Here is a 15,225-nt window from a genome sequence, read left to right as displayed (position 1 = left end):
CGCCTTGGCAATGCTTCTTTTTTTCCGCGCAGGTCGACTCGCGGAGACGACGCGCAGGTATCGTCCGCCCAGCGCTTGGCTGGAAGTGACTGTCGCGTCGGATTATGGTGTGTTCGGCTTGACAAGCTGACCGGCTGAAACGTATGTTTCAAACAAGTGTTTGTCAGGCGGAGGAGCCATGGCCCAGTCGGAAACCGTTGAGCGCATTCTGGATGCTGCGGAACAGCTGTTCGCGGAAAAAGGCTTCGCCGAGACCTCGTTGCGCCTGATCACCAGCAAGGCTGGGGTCAACCTGGCAGCGGTGAACTATCACTTCGGCTCGAAGAAGGCGCTGATCCAGGCGGTCTTCTCGCGCTTCCTCGGCCCTTTCTGCCAGAGCCTGGAGCGTGAACTCGATCGCCGCCAGGGCAAGGCGGAGAGCAAGGCCAGCCTCGAGGAACTGCTGGAAATGCTCGTCGAACAGGCCTTGGCGGTAAAGCCCCGCAGCGGCAACGACCTGTCGATTTTCATGCGCCTGCTCGGCCTCGCATTCAGTCAGAGCCAGGGCCACTTGCGCAAGTACCTTGAAGAGGTTTATGGCAAGGTTTTCCGGCGTTACATGCTGCTGGTAAACGAATCCGCGCCACGGGTACCGCCCCTCGAGCTCTTCTGGCGGGTGCACTTCATGCTTGGCGCCGCTGCCTTCAGCATGTCCGGCATCAAGGCGCTGCGCGCCATGGCGGAGACTGATTTCGGCGTGAACACTTCGATCGAGCAGGTCATGCGCCTGATGGTGCCCTTCCTCGCCGCCGGCATGCGCGCCGAGACCGGTGTCACCGACGAAACCCTGGCCAAGGCCGTGCTCAAGCCGCGCAACAAGGCGCCCGCCGTTCCGGCCAAGGCGTAAAACGATGGGCGCGAGCGGGCTGATCAGCTAAGCTTGCGGCCCATGCAAAACCTCGATCTTCTGCATATCTCCATCGCTGACCAGCGGCTCTACGGCTTTGCCGGAGGGCGGCTGGTGCTGCGCATGTCCGTATCCACCGCCTTGAACGGTGTGGGCGAAACCAGCGGCTCCAATTGCACGCCCCGCGGCCTGCACCAGGTACGCGCACGAATAGGCGAAGGCCTGCCCCTTGGTGCGGTGCTGCGCGGCCGGCGCTGGACCGGGGAAGTCTGGAACGCCGAGTTGCACGGGCAGTTCCCGGGGCGGGACTGGATTCTCAGCCGGATTCTCTGGCTGAGCGGCTGCGAACCCGGCCGCAATCGCCTCGGCAATGTGGACAGCTTCCGCCGCTACATCTACCTGCACGGCACGCCGGACTCCGAACCCATGGGCGTGCCCCGTTCCCATGGATGCATTCGTCTGCGCAATGCCGACGTGCTGGAACTCTTCGACCGGGTACCCGTCCACTGTGCAGTACGCATAGACGAAGCGCCGTGCCCGGCCTGGGCAACGGCAGAACTCTCGTAAGGAATTTCAATGCAAGGCTCCCTGATGCTGGATATCGGTGGCACCTGGCTGACCGCCGAGGATCGGCAGATCCTCCGTCAGCCCGAAGTCGCCGGCCTGATCATCTTCGCTCGCAACATCGAAAGTCCGCGCCAGGTGCGCGAGCTGTGCGCGTCCATTCGTGCCGTGCGCCCCGACCTGATCCTCGCCGTCGACCAGGAGGGTGGGCGTGTGCAACGCCTGCGCCAGGGCTTCCTGCGACTGCCCGCCATGCGTGCCCTGGCCGATAACGACAATGCCGAGCAACTGGCCGAGCAGTGCGGCTGGCTGATGGCGACCGAAGTGCTGGCTGTGGGGCTGGATATCAGCTTCGCACCGGTCCTGGATCTCGATCACCAACGCAGCGCCGTGGTCGGCAGCCGCGCCTTCGAGGGCGACCCGGAGCGCGCCGCGCGTCTTGCCGGTGCCTTCATTCGCGGGCTGCGCCAGGCCGGTATGGCCGCCACCGGAAAGCACTTCCCTGGCCACGGCTGGGCGGAGGCGGATTCCCATGTGGCTATTCCGACCGACGAGCGCAACCTGGAGCAGATCCGCCAGGCTGACCTGGTTCCCTTCGCCCGCCTGGCGTCGGAACTGGACGGCATGATGCCCGCCCATGTCATTTACCCGCAGGTAGACAACCAGCCCGCCGGCTTCTCGCGTCGCTGGCTGCAGGACATCCTGCGTGGCGAACTGAAGTTTTCCGGTGTGATCTTCAGCGATGACCTGTCCATGGCCGGCGCCCATGTGGTGGGCGACGCCGCCGAGCGCATCGAGGCGGCGCTGACCGCCGGTTGCGACATGGGGCTGGTATGCAATGACCGCGCCTCCGCTGAACTGGCCCTGGAGCGCCTGCAGCGCCTGGGCGCCAAGCCGCCGGCCAGCCTGGCGCGGATGCGTCGCCGCGCCTTCCCCGGCATCGAATACCGCCAGGATCCGCGCTGGCTGCAGGCGGTTGCAGCCCTGCGCGAAGCCCAGTTGATCGATTGAGGAACCGACATGACCGTTTACGCCATCATCGGTGGTACAGGCCTGACCCAGCTCGAAGGCCTGAGCATGAAAGCCCTGCTCAACCCTGAAACGCCCTACGGCGCGCCGTCGGCTGGCATCGTCCATGGCGAGTACGCCGGGCACGATGTGCTGTTCCTCGCCCGTCACGGTCACCCGCACCGGATACCGCCGCACAAGGTGAACTACCGCGCCAACCTCTGGGCCCTCAAGCATGCCGGTGCCGAGGCGGTGATCGCAGTGAACGCGGTGGGCGGCATCCATCCGGCCATGGGCAGCGGCCACCTGGTGGTGCCGCATCAGTTGATCGATTACACCCACGGCCGCGTCGGTACGTACTTCGAGGGCGACCTGGATCACGTCACCCACATCGATTTCAGCCATCCCTATGACGAAGCCCTGCGCGGCCAGTTGCTGGCGGCGCTGAACGCCTGCGATTACCCCCACAGCGATTTCGGCGTCTATGGCTGCACCCAAGGCCCGCGCCTGGAGACGGTGGCCGAGATCGTCCGCCTGGAGCGTGACGGCTGCGACATCGTGGGCATGACCGGCATGCCCGAAGCCGCCCTGGCCCGCGAGCTGGAGCTTCCCTATGCCTGCCTGTCCCTGGTGGTGAATCCGGCTGCCGGCAAGTCCGAAGGCATCATCACCATGGCCGAGATCGAGGCCGCGCTGGCCGAGGGTATCGGCAAGGTACGCAATGTCCTTGCCCATGTGCTGAAGGGCTGAGGCCCGCTGTCCCGCTGACGGGTGTCGGGCCGATACCTGTCAGCGCCTCGCGTACTTCCCGTCGACGGGGCCCGATTCGGCCCCTTGCCGGTTTCACATCCGCTGGAAGAAGGTCGGATAACGGTTCACCAGGCCGTCGTCATCCAGGGTCAGCACTGCCTCGAATCCGCTGCCATCGAGGTTCTGGTAGAGGTAGTGGGAATGGTCGAGACGGGTGTAGGCCTGGCGCATGCGCCGCACCGTCAGTTGCGGCGCTTCGACGAACACCACATCGATTTCCCGGCGTTCGCCCAGATTGAGGAAGAGCCGCCAGATGCTCGGGCTGTTGGTAAAGGGCGTAGGCCAGAGGTCCAGGTCGAGGCTGCCGGACAGTTCCGGCAGCTTGCGCCCTTCGCCTTCGAACCAGTGCAGGCCGTCGCGGCGCAGTGTCAGGCTGCGGGTGCCGCTGGCATCGCGCACCGTGGCGCTGAAGGCCCGCGGCTCCCAGCCCTTGGTGTATTCCAGGGTGTAATTGAGGCGATAGGGTTTGCCGTCGTCGTCGAAGGCCACCATGCCGCTGTCCGCCCGTCGGCCCTCGAGGCGGAAGTCCTCCAGGCCCTGGGTGGGCGCGCGGGCGTTCCAGAGGTGGGACCAGAGGGCAGTGGTTCTCATCGATTCTTGCCTCGCAGCGCGCGGGTTTGCGCAGGTTCAGGGGAAGGGTAGCAACTGGGCCAGGACCGGACCCGGTTCCGCCAGGATTCAGTCCAGCAACAGTCCGACCTGGCGGATCTTCGGCAGGCGCGCCACCACCAGCTGGTGGGAGCGGGTGAGCAGATCGCGCAGCTCGTCGTCGCCCATGGGGTAGGGGTGCTGCATGCTGATCCAGTGGGCGCGTGCCAGGTAGGGTGCGGGACTGATGCCGGGGCGGTCGACGTAGCCGAGGAAGAGGTCCTTGCCGACCTTGAACGCCAGGCCGTCGCCCAGGAAGTCGAGGATGGCGAACATCTTGTTGCCGGCTACCGAGAACACCCGATTGCTGCCCCACTTGAGGTCCTCCCGGGCGCCGGGAAGTTGCAGGCAGAAGGCGGCGACTTGCTCAGGGGTCATGCTTGCTCCTGTTCCTTCAGGTTCGAGTTTCACTGCGCAGCAGCCACAGGGAGAGCAGCATGCCGGTCAGCGCCATCAGGGCGGCTATCAGGAAGATCGCGGCGAAGCCCGCGAGGCTTGCGATGGCGCCCATCAGCGGCCCGGCGATGCCCAGGGCCAGGTCGAAGAATACCGTGTAGGCGCCCAGGGCCGAACTGCGGCTGGCCGCCGGAATGCGGGTGACGGCTTCGACGCCGAGGGCAGGGTACACCAGCGACAGGCCGAAGCCCGTCAGTGCCGAGCCGGCGAGGGCGAGCCAGGGCGTCGGCGCCAGCCAGAGGAGGAACAAGCCGAGGCTTTCCACCGCCAGGCAGGCGATGGCCACCCGGTAGCCGCCGAGGTGCTTGATGCTATTGACGAACAGTAGCCGCGCACCGATGAAGGCACAGCCGAACGCAGTGAGGCAGTAGGCGGCGCCTTCCCAACCGACACTGGCGTAGTAGAGGGTGACGAAGGTGGCCAGGGTGCCGAAGCCGATGGAGCCCATGGCCAGCGCCATGCCGTTGGGGGCGATGCGCAGGAAGACGTTGCTGAAGGGCAGCCGCTCGCCCTGGACGATGGGCGCGGGGCGCTTCGGCCAGGCCAGCAGCAGGGCAATGGCGCAGAGCAGCGCGATCAGCCCGCCGATGCTCCATAACCCCAGGGTGTCCACCATCACCACGCCCAGCGGCGCGCCGATGGCCACCGCGCCGTACGAGGCGATGCCGTTGAAGGAAATCACCCGCGCCATGTTTTCCGCGCCCACCAGGCCCACGCCCCAACTGATGGAGCCGGTGCCCACAAGGCCCTGGCCGATGCCCAGCAGCACGCGGCCGCCCAGCAGCAGCGCCAGGCTCAGCGTGGAGAACTGCGCCAGGGACGTGGAGAGCAGCGTCAGCACTCCGGAAAGGCCGCAGCAGGCCATGCCATAGATCACCGCGCGTTTGGCCCCCAGTCGATCTGCCAGGCCGCCGGACATGGGGCGAGAGAGCAGGGTGGAGAGGTACTGGGTGCTGATGACGATGCCCGCCATCACCGAGCCGTAGCCCATGTCGTTGTGCACATAGCCGGGCAGAACGGCAATCGGCAGGCCAACGCAGAGGAAGCTGATGAAGGTGAAGAAAACGATGGAAATGATCTGCAGGGTATTGGAGGACGCGGACGGCCGGGGCGCGCTCATGGCAGAACCTGGATTCGGGGCGGAAGGGAACGCCGCTCATCATCCTCGACTCGCGGCGGCAAAGAAAGCTGGCTAATGGTTGTCTTGCTCGCGATGGCTCAGACAATCACGTGGGGACTGTGTTGCACGGCCTCCGCCAGATGCTCGATCCAGGCGCGCACGGCCGGCAGCATCCCGCGCCGGTGGGTGTAGACCGCCTGCAGGTGGCCGCCGGGCAGGTCCCATTCCGGCAGCAGGCGCACCAGGCTGCCATCGCGCAGTTCGGATTCGCAGTTCATCTGCGGCAGCATGCTGAAGCCGAGGCCCGCCAGCACCGCGTGCTTGCGCACGTCGAAGTCCTCGATCCCCAGTCGCGCTTCCAGCACCACTTCCCGGCGATTGCCGCGGCTGTCCCGCAAGTAATGGTGAATGCGCCGGTCCGCTTCCAGGCCGCCCAGCGCTGGCAGACGCTGGAGATCGTCCGGTGTCTCGATCCTGACCCCCTCCAGCAGGCTCGGCGCCGCCACCAGGAACGCCTGGGCCGGCCGCAGTTGGCGGGCGATCAGGGTCGGGTCCTCGTCGCCGGCCTCGCGTACACGCAGGGCGACATCCACGCCTTCCTCCCGCAGATCCACCCGGCGGTTGGTGAGGAACATGTCCAGTTGCACCAGGGGATAGCGCTGGAGGAAGTCGGTGATCACGGTCTTCAGCATCGAGTGCGCCAGCTCCACGGGGCAGGACACCCGCAGGCGGCCCCGGGGTTCGGCGGTCAGGCTGGCCACCGCTTCCTCGGCCTGTTCGGCTTCGAGCAACATGGCCTGGCAGTGGCGCAGGTAACGTTCGCCTACATCGGTCAGCGCCAGCTTGCGGGTGGTCCGCTGCAGCAGGCGCACACCGAGACGGGTTTCCAGCTCGGCGATGCGTCGCGACAGCCTTGACTTGGGTATCCCCAGCAGGCGGCCGGCAGCGGAGAAGCCGCCGTGTTCCACGACTTTGGCGAAATAGAGGAGATCGTTGAGGTCTTGCATGGCATCGTCCCGTCGGTGGGACGAAGTATGGCGCTGAGGACTATTCGCGCGCTATTGCTTTGTTTGGCAGGACTCAGGCCGTCATTGCCGGATGGTCGGACTGGGTCTATACCTGAGCGTCTTCCCCCCACCCGAAACGGAGTGATCACCATGTCCCTGTCCATGTACGAGGCTTCCCTTCCGGTCCTCGCGCGAATGCTCGGCAACCTGTCCAACATCCTCGACAAGGCCGAGGCCAACGCCCAGGCCCGGGGCATAGAGCCCAAGGTATTCATCGAGTCGCGCCTGGCGCCGGACATGTATCCCCTGGCTCGCCAGGTGCAGATCGCCAGCGATATGGCCAAGGGCTGCGCGGCCCGCCTGGCCGGTGTCGAGGTGCCCAGCTGGGCCGACACCGAGGCCAGTTTCGAGGAGCTGCAAGCGCGGGTCGCCAAGACCCTGGATTTCATCAAGGCCATCGGCCCGGCCCAGCTGGAAGGCAGCGAAACCCGCACTGTGGTGCTGAAGATGCGTAGCGGCGAGATCAGCTTCAGCGGCCGCGACTACCTGCTCAACTTCGCCCTGCCGAACTTCTATTTCCATATCACCGCGGCCTACGCGATCCTCCGCCACAACGGCGTGGACGTGGGCAAGATGGATTACCTGGGCGGCGTCTGACGCCTCTTGCGCGATGTAGGGTGGATAGCGCTCTTCTATCCACCATCGCACTCGACCTGGCCGCCGATGGTGGATCGGTGAAGCGGGATCCGCCCTACGAGATGTTTTGTCCCATGGGTGGGACGCTGAATCACAAAATCACCGTCTAATCAGCTTTTATCGACATGGATAGGATTGCCCCATCAGATCGGCCGTCGCCGGTCCCTAACTGAGGGTAACCATCCATGAAACTCCTGCACCTCGATTCCAGCATCCTCGGCGACGCCTCCGCCTCCCGCCAACTCAGCCGCGCCGTGATCAACGCCTGGCAAGCCGCCGAGCCGGCCGCCAAGGTCACCTACCGCGACCTGGCCGGCGATGCCCTGAGCCACCTGTCCGCCCTGAGCCTGGTGGCTGGCGGTACCCCGGCTGAGCTGCGCGACGCCGCGCAGAAGCACGAAGCCGAACTGGGTGAGGCCACCCTCAACGAATTCCTGGCTGCCGACGCCATCGTCATCGGCGCGCCAATGTACAACTTCACCATTCCGTCCCAGCTGAAAGCCTGGATCGACCGCATCGCCGTGGCCGGCAAGACCTTCCGCTACACCGAGAACGGCCCGGAAGGCCTGGCGGGCGGCAAGAAGGTGGTGATCGTCTCCACCGCCGGCGGCATCCATGCTGGCCAGGCGACCGGCCAGGCCCACGAGGACTACCTGAAGCTGGTGCTGAACTTCCTCGGCGTGACCGACATCGAGATCGTCCGCGCCGAAGGCCTGGCCTACGGCGAAGAGCCTCGCGCCAATGCCATCAAGGGCGCCAACGCGCAGATCGGCGAGCTGTTCGCCACTGCCTGATCCGGCGACTGAAAACACAAAGCCCCGCAATTGCGGGGCTTTGTGTTTTGGGGGCTCATCGATTCCTTGTAGGGGCGAATTCATTCGCCAAGGGCGGCGAAGCTGCCCCCTTAGGTCTTGAAGGCCGAACCTTCGGTCCGGTTGGCGAATGAATTCGCCCCTACAGATGCAGCCTTCAGCCTGGAACGGATCAGACCATCACTCCCTGGCTGCGCAGGTAGTCGTCATAGGTGCCGCTGAAGTCGGTCACGCCGTTCTCCGACAGCTCGATGATGCGGGTGGCCAGGGAGCCGACGAACTCACGGTCGTGGCTGACGAAGATCAGCGTGCCCGGGTAGTTTTCCAGGGCCAGGTTGAGCGCTTCGATAGATTCCATGTCCAGGTGGTTGGTGGGTTCATCCAGCACCAGCACGTTGGGCTTCTTCAGGATCAGCTTGCCGAACAGCATGCGGCCCTGCTCACCACCGGAAATCACCTTCACCGACTTCTTGATCTCGTCGTTGGAGAACAGCATGCGGCCGAGGGTGCCGCGCACCAGCTGCTCGCCGCCCTGGGTCCACTGGGCCATCCAGTCGAACAGGGTGATGTCGTCCTCGAAGTCTTCGGCATGGTCCTGGGCGAAGTAGCCCACGTCGGCGCTCTCGGTCCACTTCACCTCGCCGTTCATCGCCGCCATTTCACCCACCAGGGTGCGCAGCAGGGTGGTCTTGCCGATGCCGTTCGGGCCGATGATGGCCACGCGCTCGCCGGCTTCGATCTGCATGGACAGGTTCTTGAACAGTGCAGTGCCGTCGAAGCCCTGGCTGACTTTCTCCAGGGTCACCGCCTGGCGGTGCAGCTTCTTGTACTGCTCGAAGCGGATGAAGGGGCTCACGCGGCTGGACGGCTTGACCTCTTCCAGCTGGATCTTGTCGATCTGCTTGGCGCGGGAAGTGGCCTGCTTGGCCTTCGAGGCGTTGGCCGAGAAGCGGCTGACGAAGGTCTGCAGCTCGGCGATCTGTGCCTTCTTCTTGGCGTTGTCCGACAGCAGACGCTCGCGGGCCTGTTCGGCGGCGGTCATGTACTCGTCGTAATTGCCCGGGAACAGACGCAGTTCGCCGTAGTCCAGGTCGGCCATGTGGGTGCAGACGCTGTTCAGGAAGTGACGATCGTGGGAAATGATGATCATGGTGGAGTTGCGCGCGGTGAGCACGCTTTCCAGCCAGCGGATGGTGTTGATGTCCAGGTGGTTGGTCGGCTCGTCCAGCAGCAGCACGTCCGGATCGGAGAACAGTGCCTGGGCCAGCAATACCCGCAGCTTCCAGCCCGGGGCCACAGCGCTCATCGGGCCGAAGTGCTGGTCCAGCGGGATGCCCACGCCCAGCAGCAGTTCACCGGCGCGGGATTCGGCGGTGTAGCCGTCCATCTCGGCGAAATGCACCTCCAGCTCTGCCACGGCCATGCCGTCGTCCTCGCTCATTTCCGGCAGCGAGTAGATGCGGTCGCGCTCGGCCTTCACCTTCCAGAGCTCTTCGTGGCCCATGATCACGGTGTCGATCACGCTGAAGTCTTCGTAGGCGAACTGGTCCTGGCGAAGCTTGCCGAGGCGCACATTGGGCTCCAGCATCACCTGGCCGCCGGAGGCTTCCAGCTCGCCGCCGAGGATCTTCATGAAGGTCGACTTGCCGCAGCCGTTGGCGCCGATCAGGCCGTAGCGGTTGCCGTTGCCGAACTTGACGGAAACGTTCTCGAACAGCGGCTTGGGGCCGAACTGCATGGTGATGTTGGCGGTAGAGATCACGGTGGAATCCTGGACTTGGGGCGCGCGTGCGCAAAAAAGGCGCGATTGTAGCGGTTTCAGCCAGGTTCGGGGGGATAGGTTGTCGGTTTTTTGACCGCTGCGCGGGCCTGTCGCGGAACGGTCATCTTGCGGGGCTAGGCTGGGTGGGCTTCCACGGCACTTTCAATGCGCAACTGCATCGCCCCTACCTTCGCGGTACAGGCCAACCTGATCAGTTGGCCTTTTTTCCAGGCCAGTGACAGCCGTGGTTGCACAGCGATATACAGGCGGAGCATCCATGGAAATCGCGATCCAGCAGGTCAGCCGCGGCGGCAGGGAGGAGTGGCAGGTGGAGACGCTTGGCATGAAGGTGCCGTTCCGCGACCGGGCTTCGGCCCTGGCATTCGCCGTCAGGCTGCAGGAGCGTATCGAAGCACCTCACCGGCTGCCTGGGCAGGGGGCGTCGCATCAGTCGCGCCAGGAAGACTGAAATGACAGCGATGTCGTTTCGGCTATTGCCTGCCGGGTAGCTGCTGCGGCAAGAATGTGCCTCCACGATCCGAAGGAGACGGCAGGTGAAGAAGACTCTGAGTTTCGGCGTACTGGCCTTGCAGGCCTGCGCGTTTCTAGCGGTGGCGGGCGAGTGGCCGCAAGGCGGAGGCGAGAAGTTCAACCGCGAATGCGTCGCCAGCGCGGCCGCCCAGGTACCCCAGGACAAGGCCGTCGCCTATTGCCAGTGCTCCACCGGGATGATGCAGGAGGCCTTTACCTCCCAGCAGCTGGTGGCCGTGACCGAGGGTCGCAAGCCCACAGAGGACGAGTTGGCGGTGCTCACCGACATATCCCGTTCCTGCGCTCGCGAAACCTTGCAATGAATCGGCAATGAAGCCGTCACAAGGCGATCCTAGAATGGGCACTGCGCCACGGATGGCGCCCATTCTCGCCTAGCCCCTCAATCCCGGAAGAACACCTGCACCAGGTGATAGCCGAACTGGCTCTTCACCGGGCCATGGATGACGCGCACGGGCTTCTTGAAAATCACCTGGTCGATCACCCGTACCATCTGGCCGGGGCGCACTTCGCCCAGGTCGCCGCCGCGCTTGGCGGAAGGGCAGATGGAATGCTTCTTCGCCAGGGCCGCGAAGTCCTCGCCCTTGTCCAGGCGCTTCTTCAGTTGTTCGGCTTCCGCCTCGGTCTTGACCAGGATGTGACGGGCAAGTGCCTTGGCCATGGGATTTCCTCTTGGACTGTGGAACGGTTCATTGTGCCAGCATGGCCGGCCGCCATACAGTTGCCGGCCTATAATCCGCTGCGCGGATGCCACGACCCCACATTGGATGCGGATGCCCCATGGACCTCTCTGCGATGCTGAAAATCCTGGCCACCCAGGATGGTTCCGACCTCTACCTGTCCACCGGTGCGCCGCCCTGCGCCAAGTTCAATGGCGTGCTCAAGCCCCTCAGTAACGAGCCGATGCGGGCCGGCGACGTGGCCCGGATCGCCGAGTCCGTCATGGACGCCGAACAGCGCGCCGAATTCGACCGTGAGCTGGAAATGAACCTGGCCATCTCGCTGCCGAACATCGGCCGCTTCCGTATCAATATCTTCCGCCAGCGCAACGAAGTTTCCATCGTCGCGCGGAACATCAAGCTGGATATCCCGCGCTTCGAAGACCTCAAGTTGCCCGAGGTGCTGCTCAAGATGGTGATGGAGAAGCGCGGCCTGGTGCTCTTCGTCGGCGGCACCGGCTCCGGCAAGTCCACCTCCCTGGCGGCGTTGATCGACTACCGCAACCGCAACAGCGGCGGCCATATCATCACCATCGAGGACCCGGTGGAGTATGTGCACCGGCACAAGAAGTCGATTATCAACCAGCGCGAGGTGGGGGTGGACACCCGCAGCTTCCACGCCGCCCTGAAGAACACCCTGCGCCAGGCGCCGGACGTGATCCTGATTGGCGAGATCCGCGACCGCGAGACCATGGAGCACGCCCTGGCTTTCGCCGACACCGGCCACCTGGCGATTTCCACCCTGCACGCCAACAACGCCAACCAGGCGCTGGACCGCATCATCAACTTCTTCCCCGAGGAACGCCGCCCGCAGCTGCTCAACGACCTGGGCAACAACCTCAAGGCCTTCGTATCCCAGCGCCTGGTGCGCACCCAGGACGGCAAGCGCCGCGCGGCGGTGGAAGTGCTGCTGGGCACCTCCACCATCAGCGACCTGATCAAGCGCGGCGAATTCCATTCCATCAAGGAGATCATGGAGAAGTCCCGTGGCCTGGGGATGCAGACCTTCGACCAGGCGCTGTTCGACCTGGTGGTGGAAGGCGCCATCCCCGAGGAGGAGGCGATCAAGAACGCCGACTCGGCGAACAACCTGCGGCTGAAGCTCAAGCTGTACCGTGAGGACCCTGCCACCCAGCCGGCTGCTGCCGCCGCCGGCCCGGTTGCCGCAGCGACCCGCAGCGAGGATTCCGGCTGGGGCGGCATGGAGTTGAAGCTGGAAGCGTTGGACGAGGGTGAGGAAGAAGAGCCGGGGACGAGGTAACCGTTCACTGCCCTTGTAGGGGCGATTTCAATCGCCAAGGGCGGCGAAGCTGCCCCCGGCGAATCCGCAGGCCGGACCTTCGGTCCGGTTGGCGAATGAATTCGCCCCTACAGGTCACATCCCCCCGGGCACCTGTATGGCCAAATTTGATTCCCTCTGTGCATAGCACCGCTGTCCCGACCCGCATAGATTCGCCCCATGCAACCAACTGATCCGGGAGGTCGAGATGCGTATCGCTGTGCTGACGTTCGAGGGCTTCAACGAGCTGGATTCCTTTGTCGCCGCCGGCCTGCTCAACCGCATGCGCGGGCAGGGGTGGAAGGCGGAAATCACCGCGCCCGCTGAATGGGTCACCTCGATGAACGGCGTGCGGGTGCAGGCCCAGCAGCCCCTGGAGTTCGCCAACGACGCCGACGTGGTCCTGTTCGGCAGCGGCATCCTGACCCGCGACATCGCCAAGGACCGCTCCATCCTCGACCGCCTGCACCTGGACCCGCAGCGTCAACTGATCGGCTCGCAGTGTTCCGGTGCCTTGCTGATGGCCAAACTCGGCCTGCTCGGCAAGTTACCCGCCTGCACCGACCTCACCACCAAACCCCGGGTGATCGAAGCCGGCGTGCGGGTGCTGGACCAGCCTTTCTTCGCCAGCGGCAACCTGGCTACCGCCGGTGGCTGCCTCTCCGCCCCTTATCTCGCGGCCTGGGTGATCGCCAAGCTGGCCGGCGAGGATGCCTGCGCCAGCGCGTTGCACTACGTGGCGCCGGTGGGGGAGAAGGAGGCGTTCGTGGAGCGGGCGCTGGGGGTGATCAGGCCGTATCTGTAAGGCACGGGCCGCCTTTACTTGTGGGGGCGAATTCATTCGCCAAGGGCGGCAAAGCTGCCCCCTGCGAGTCCGCAGGCCGGACCTGCGGCCCGGTTGGCGAATGAATTCGCCCCTACACGTGTTCCGTCTTCAACGCTTGAGCTCGTCCAGATCCCGAAACAGCTCCAGCGCCTGCGGATTGGCCAGGGCATCGGTGTTCTTCACCGGCTTGCCGTGCACCACGTTGCGCACCGCCAGTTCGACGATCTTGCCGCTGAGGGTGCGCGGGATATCGGCGACGGCGATGATCTTCGCCGGCACATGGCGCGGCGTGGTGTTGGCGCGGATCACCTGGCGGATGCGCTCGCGCAGGACATCGTCCAGGGTCACACCGTCGCGCAGGCGGATGAACAGCACGACGCGTACGTCGCCCTCCCAATCCTGGCCGATGGCGATGGATTCCAGCACTTCTTCCACCTTCTCCACCTGGCGGTAGATTTCCGCGGTGCCGATGCGCACGCCGCCGGGATTGAGCACGGCGTCTGAGCGGCCGTGGATCACCAGGCCGCCGTGGGCGGTTTCCTCGGCGTAGTCGCCGTGGGCCCAGACGCCGGGGAAGGTCTCGAAGTAGGCGGCCTTGAATCTCGCGCCGTCCGGATCGTTCCAGAAGCCCACCGGCATCGACGGGAAGTGCCGCGTGCAGACCAGTTCGCCTTTTTCGCTGAACACCCGCCTGCCGTCCTCGCTCCACACTTGCACGTCCATACCCAGCCCCTTGCATTGCAGCTCGCCGCGCCATACCGGCAGCACCGGATTGCCCAGGGCGAAGCAGGAGACGATGTCGGTACCGCCGGAGATGGAGGAAAGGCAGAGTTCAGCCTTGATGTCGCGGTAGACGTACTCGAAGCTTTCGTGGGACAGCGGCGAGCCGGTGGAGAGCAGCGCCTTCAGGCGTTCCAGGCGATGGCTCTGGCGGGGTTTGACGCCGGCCTTCTCCAGGGCGGCGAGGTACTTGGCGCTGGTACCGAAGAGGCTGATGCCCTCGGCGTCGATCAGGTCCATCAGGCGCTCGGGGCCGGGGTGGAAGGGCGAACCGTCGTAGAGCACCAGGGTGGCGCCCAGGGCCAGGCCCGACACCAGCCAGTTCCACATCATCCAGCCGCAGGTGGTGAAGTAGAACAGCGTGTCGGACTCCGTGAGGTCGCAGTGCAGGCCGTGTTCCTTGACGTGCTGCAACAGGGTGCCGCCCACCCCGTGGACGATGCACTTGGGCACCCCGGTGGTGCCGCTGGAGTAGAGGATATACAGCGGTTGGTCAAAGGGGACCGGAGTGAAGGCTGGTTCGCCGCCAGGGCGGTAGAAGTCATCCCACAGCGCGATGCGAGCGCCGGTGGTGAAGTCCGACGCCTTGGCTTCGGGACGGGAATAGGGCACCACCACCAGCTGTTCCAGCCCGGGCATGCGCTCGAGGATTTCGTTGAGCTTGGCGGTGAGGTCCAGTTTCTTGCCGGCGTAGCGGTAGCCGGCGGCGGCGATCAGCACCTTGGGTTCGATCTGGCCGAAGCGGTCGATCACGCCCTGGGTGCCGAAGTCCGGCGAGCAGGACGACCAGGTGGCGCCCAGGCTGGTGGCGGCGAGCATGCCCGCCACGGTCTGCCAGATATTGGGCATGAAAGCCGCGACCCGGTCGCCGACGCCCACTCCGCAGGCCTTCAGGCTCTGCTGCAGGCCGGCTACCTGGGCGGCCAGCTCGGCATAGGTCAGTTGCACGCGGCTGCCGTCTTCACCAACGGCCACCAGGGCGGGATGGTCGTCACGGCGGCGCAGCAGGTGTTCGGCGAAGTTCAAAGTCGCGCCGGGGAACCAGCGGGCGCTGGGCATTGCGCTTCCTTCCTCCAGCACCTGGGTCGGCGGGGCGCTGAAGCGGATATCGAAGAACTGGATCAGCGCCTGCCAGAAGGCCTCGCGATGGGCCAGGCTCCAGGCATGCAGGGCAGGGTAGTCGGGCAGGTCCAGGCCTTGTTGTTGGCTGACCTGGCGGCGGAAGGCATCCATGCGGGTGGCGGCGATCCGCACCGGGCTGGGGGTCCACAGTGGCTGATCCATCTGCGCATCCTCATCTGGG

Annotated in this window: 17 protein-coding genes; 10 read left to right on the top strand and 7 right to left on the bottom strand. The window is 65.1% G+C overall.

What is annotated here, in order from left to right; all coding sequences use genetic code 11:
- The first annotated feature begins 178 nt into the window (after positions 1 to 178).
- From ACFW0H_RS25640 to ACFW0H_RS25625, 4 genes are read left to right on the top strand one after another with little or no spacing between them, the layout of a single operon-like run.
- Positions 179 to 886, top strand: coding sequence for a TetR/AcrR family transcriptional regulator (locus tag ACFW0H_RS25640; protein ID WP_422916667.1), 708 nt, complete (start codon positions 179 to 181; stop codon positions 884 to 886).
- Between the two features lie 42 nt (positions 887 to 928).
- Positions 929 to 1,453 carry a L,D-transpeptidase family protein gene (locus ACFW0H_RS25635; protein ID WP_422916666.1) on the top strand — a complete coding sequence of 175 codons (525 nt, stop codon included), beginning with the start codon at positions 929 to 931 and terminating at the stop codon, positions 1,451 to 1,453.
- Positions 1,454 to 1,462: 9 nt separating this feature from the next.
- A complete protein-coding gene (gene nagZ, locus ACFW0H_RS25630; protein ID WP_422916665.1) occupies positions 1,463 to 2,461 on the top strand; it encodes a beta-N-acetylhexosaminidase in 999 nt (332 codons plus the stop codon).
- Positions 2,462 to 2,470: 9 nt separating this feature from the next.
- Complete coding sequence (locus ACFW0H_RS25625) at positions 2,471 to 3,208, top strand: S-methyl-5'-thioinosine phosphorylase (protein ID WP_422916664.1); 738 nt, start codon at positions 2,471 to 2,473, stop codon at positions 3,206 to 3,208.
- Positions 3,209 to 3,301: 93 nt separating this feature from the next.
- Here ACFW0H_RS25625 and ACFW0H_RS25620 read toward each other — a convergent pair whose 3' ends face one another.
- The 4 genes from ACFW0H_RS25620 to ACFW0H_RS25605 form a co-directional block, all read right to left on the bottom strand.
- Positions 3,302 to 3,859 carry a putative glycolipid-binding domain-containing protein gene (locus tag ACFW0H_RS25620; protein WP_422916663.1) on the bottom strand — a complete coding sequence of 186 codons (558 nt, stop codon included), beginning with the start codon at positions 3,857 to 3,859 and terminating at the stop codon, positions 3,302 to 3,304.
- Positions 3,860 to 3,946: 87 nt separating this feature from the next.
- Positions 3,947 to 4,294: an MmcQ/YjbR family DNA-binding protein gene (locus tag ACFW0H_RS25615; RefSeq protein ID WP_422916662.1), complete on the bottom strand. Its 348-nt coding sequence runs from the start codon at positions 4,292 to 4,294 to the stop codon at positions 3,947 to 3,949.
- Positions 4,295 to 4,310: 16 nt separating this feature from the next.
- On the bottom strand, positions 4,311 to 5,492 hold the full coding sequence (locus ACFW0H_RS25610; RefSeq protein WP_422916661.1) for an MFS transporter: 1,182 nt from the start codon (positions 5,490 to 5,492) through the stop codon (positions 4,311 to 4,313).
- A gap of 98 nt (positions 5,493 to 5,590) precedes the next feature.
- A complete protein-coding gene (locus ACFW0H_RS25605; protein WP_422916660.1) occupies positions 5,591 to 6,499 on the bottom strand; it encodes a LysR substrate-binding domain-containing protein in 909 nt (302 codons plus the stop codon).
- 150 nt (positions 6,500 to 6,649) lie between these two features.
- Between ACFW0H_RS25605 and ACFW0H_RS25600 the strand changes: the two genes are divergently transcribed.
- The gene (locus ACFW0H_RS25600; protein WP_422916659.1) at positions 6,650 to 7,156 is read left to right on the top strand and encodes a DUF1993 domain-containing protein; all 507 of its coding nucleotides are present in this window, start codon (positions 6,650 to 6,652) and stop codon (positions 7,154 to 7,156) included.
- Positions 7,157 to 7,380: 224 nt separating this feature from the next.
- Entirely contained in the window at positions 7,381 to 7,989 is a 609-nt protein-coding gene (locus ACFW0H_RS25595; RefSeq protein ID WP_422916658.1) for an FMN-dependent NADH-azoreductase, read from the top strand.
- Between the two features lie 190 nt (positions 7,990 to 8,179).
- Here the strand turns inward: ACFW0H_RS25595 and ACFW0H_RS25590 are convergent, their stop codons facing one another.
- Positions 8,180 to 9,769 (bottom strand): ABC-F family ATPase, encoded by a 1,590-nt coding sequence (locus ACFW0H_RS25590; RefSeq protein WP_422916657.1) that lies wholly within the window; start codon positions 9,767 to 9,769, stop codon positions 8,180 to 8,182.
- Positions 9,770 to 10,046: 277 nt separating this feature from the next.
- Here ACFW0H_RS25590 and ACFW0H_RS25585 point away from each other — a divergent pair, with 277 nt between their 5' ends.
- On the top strand, positions 10,047 to 10,238 hold the full coding sequence (locus tag ACFW0H_RS25585; RefSeq protein ID WP_422916656.1) for a hypothetical protein: 192 nt from the start codon (positions 10,047 to 10,049) through the stop codon (positions 10,236 to 10,238).
- 85 nt (positions 10,239 to 10,323) lie between these two features.
- Positions 10,324 to 10,623: a hypothetical protein gene (locus tag ACFW0H_RS25580; protein WP_422916655.1), complete on the top strand. Its 300-nt coding sequence runs from the start codon at positions 10,324 to 10,326 to the stop codon at positions 10,621 to 10,623.
- A gap of 77 nt (positions 10,624 to 10,700) precedes the next feature.
- Here the strand turns inward: ACFW0H_RS25580 and ACFW0H_RS25575 are convergent, their stop codons facing one another.
- Entirely contained in the window at positions 10,701 to 10,979 is a 279-nt protein-coding gene (locus tag ACFW0H_RS25575; protein ID WP_377695913.1) for a peptidylprolyl isomerase, read from the bottom strand.
- 119 nt (positions 10,980 to 11,098) lie between these two features.
- Between ACFW0H_RS25575 and ACFW0H_RS25570 the strand changes: the two genes are divergently transcribed.
- Both ACFW0H_RS25570 and ACFW0H_RS25565 read left to right on the top strand, forming a co-directional pair.
- Positions 11,099 to 12,298 carry a PilT/PilU family type 4a pilus ATPase gene (locus ACFW0H_RS25570; protein ID WP_422916654.1) on the top strand — a complete coding sequence of 400 codons (1,200 nt, stop codon included), beginning with the start codon at positions 11,099 to 11,101 and terminating at the stop codon, positions 12,296 to 12,298.
- 226 nt (positions 12,299 to 12,524) lie between these two features.
- Positions 12,525 to 13,121 (top strand): DJ-1/PfpI family protein, encoded by a 597-nt coding sequence (locus tag ACFW0H_RS25565; RefSeq protein ID WP_422916653.1) that lies wholly within the window; start codon positions 12,525 to 12,527, stop codon positions 13,119 to 13,121.
- A 129-nt stretch (positions 13,122 to 13,250) separates the two neighbouring features.
- Here the strand turns inward: ACFW0H_RS25565 and ACFW0H_RS25560 are convergent, their stop codons facing one another.
- Positions 13,251 to 15,206, bottom strand: a complete 1,956-nt coding sequence (locus tag ACFW0H_RS25560) for an acetoacetate--CoA ligase (protein WP_422916652.1) — start codon at positions 15,204 to 15,206, stop codon at positions 13,251 to 13,253.
- Positions 15,207 to 15,225: the final 19 nt, after the last annotated feature.

This window comes from Metapseudomonas cellulosilytica, from assembly GCF_049334135.1.
Classification (GTDB): Bacteria; Pseudomonadota; Gammaproteobacteria; order Pseudomonadales; family Pseudomonadaceae; genus Metapseudomonas.
The sequence above is the reverse complement of the archived record's forward strand: the minus strand, read 5'-3'. Positions and strand labels throughout refer to the sequence as shown.

Excerpts from the sequence above, each read along its gene's own strand:
- ACFW0H_RS25640 (WP_422916667.1), top strand. The coding sequence starts at position 179 with ATGGCCCAGTCGGAAACCGTTGAGCGCATTCTGGATGCTGCGGAACAG.
- ACFW0H_RS25635 (WP_422916666.1), top strand. The coding sequence starts at position 929 with ATGCAAAACCTCGATCTTCTGCATATCTCCATCGCTGACCAGCGGCTC.
- nagZ (WP_422916665.1), top strand. The coding sequence starts at position 1,463 with ATGCAAGGCTCCCTGATGCTGGATATCGGTGGCACCTGGCTGACCGCC.
- ACFW0H_RS25625 (WP_422916664.1), top strand. The coding sequence starts at position 2,471 with ATGACCGTTTACGCCATCATCGGTGGTACAGGCCTGACCCAGCTCGAA.
- ACFW0H_RS25620 (WP_422916663.1), bottom strand. The coding sequence starts at position 3,859 with ATGAGAACCACTGCCCTCTGGTCCCACCTCTGGAACGCCCGCGCGCCC.
- ACFW0H_RS25615 (WP_422916662.1), bottom strand. The coding sequence starts at position 4,294 with ATGACCCCTGAGCAAGTCGCCGCCTTCTGCCTGCAACTTCCCGGCGCC.
- ACFW0H_RS25610 (WP_422916661.1), bottom strand. The coding sequence starts at position 5,492 with ATGAGCGCGCCCCGGCCGTCCGCGTCCTCCAATACCCTGCAGATCATT.
- ACFW0H_RS25605 (WP_422916660.1), bottom strand. The coding sequence starts at position 6,499 with ATGCAAGACCTCAACGATCTCCTCTATTTCGCCAAAGTCGTGGAACAC.
- ACFW0H_RS25600 (WP_422916659.1), top strand. The coding sequence starts at position 6,650 with ATGTCCCTGTCCATGTACGAGGCTTCCCTTCCGGTCCTCGCGCGAATG.
- ACFW0H_RS25595 (WP_422916658.1), top strand. The coding sequence starts at position 7,381 with ATGAAACTCCTGCACCTCGATTCCAGCATCCTCGGCGACGCCTCCGCC.
- ACFW0H_RS25585 (WP_422916656.1), top strand. The coding sequence starts at position 10,047 with ATGGAAATCGCGATCCAGCAGGTCAGCCGCGGCGGCAGGGAGGAGTGG.
- ACFW0H_RS25575 (WP_377695913.1), bottom strand. The coding sequence starts at position 10,979 with ATGGCCAAGGCACTTGCCCGTCACATCCTGGTCAAGACCGAGGCGGAA.
- ACFW0H_RS25570 (WP_422916654.1), top strand. The coding sequence starts at position 11,099 with ATGGACCTCTCTGCGATGCTGAAAATCCTGGCCACCCAGGATGGTTCC.
- ACFW0H_RS25565 (WP_422916653.1), top strand. The coding sequence starts at position 12,525 with ATGCGTATCGCTGTGCTGACGTTCGAGGGCTTCAACGAGCTGGATTCC.
- ACFW0H_RS25560 (WP_422916652.1), bottom strand. The coding sequence starts at position 15,206 with ATGGATCAGCCACTGTGGACCCCCAGCCCGGTGCGGATCGCCGCCACC.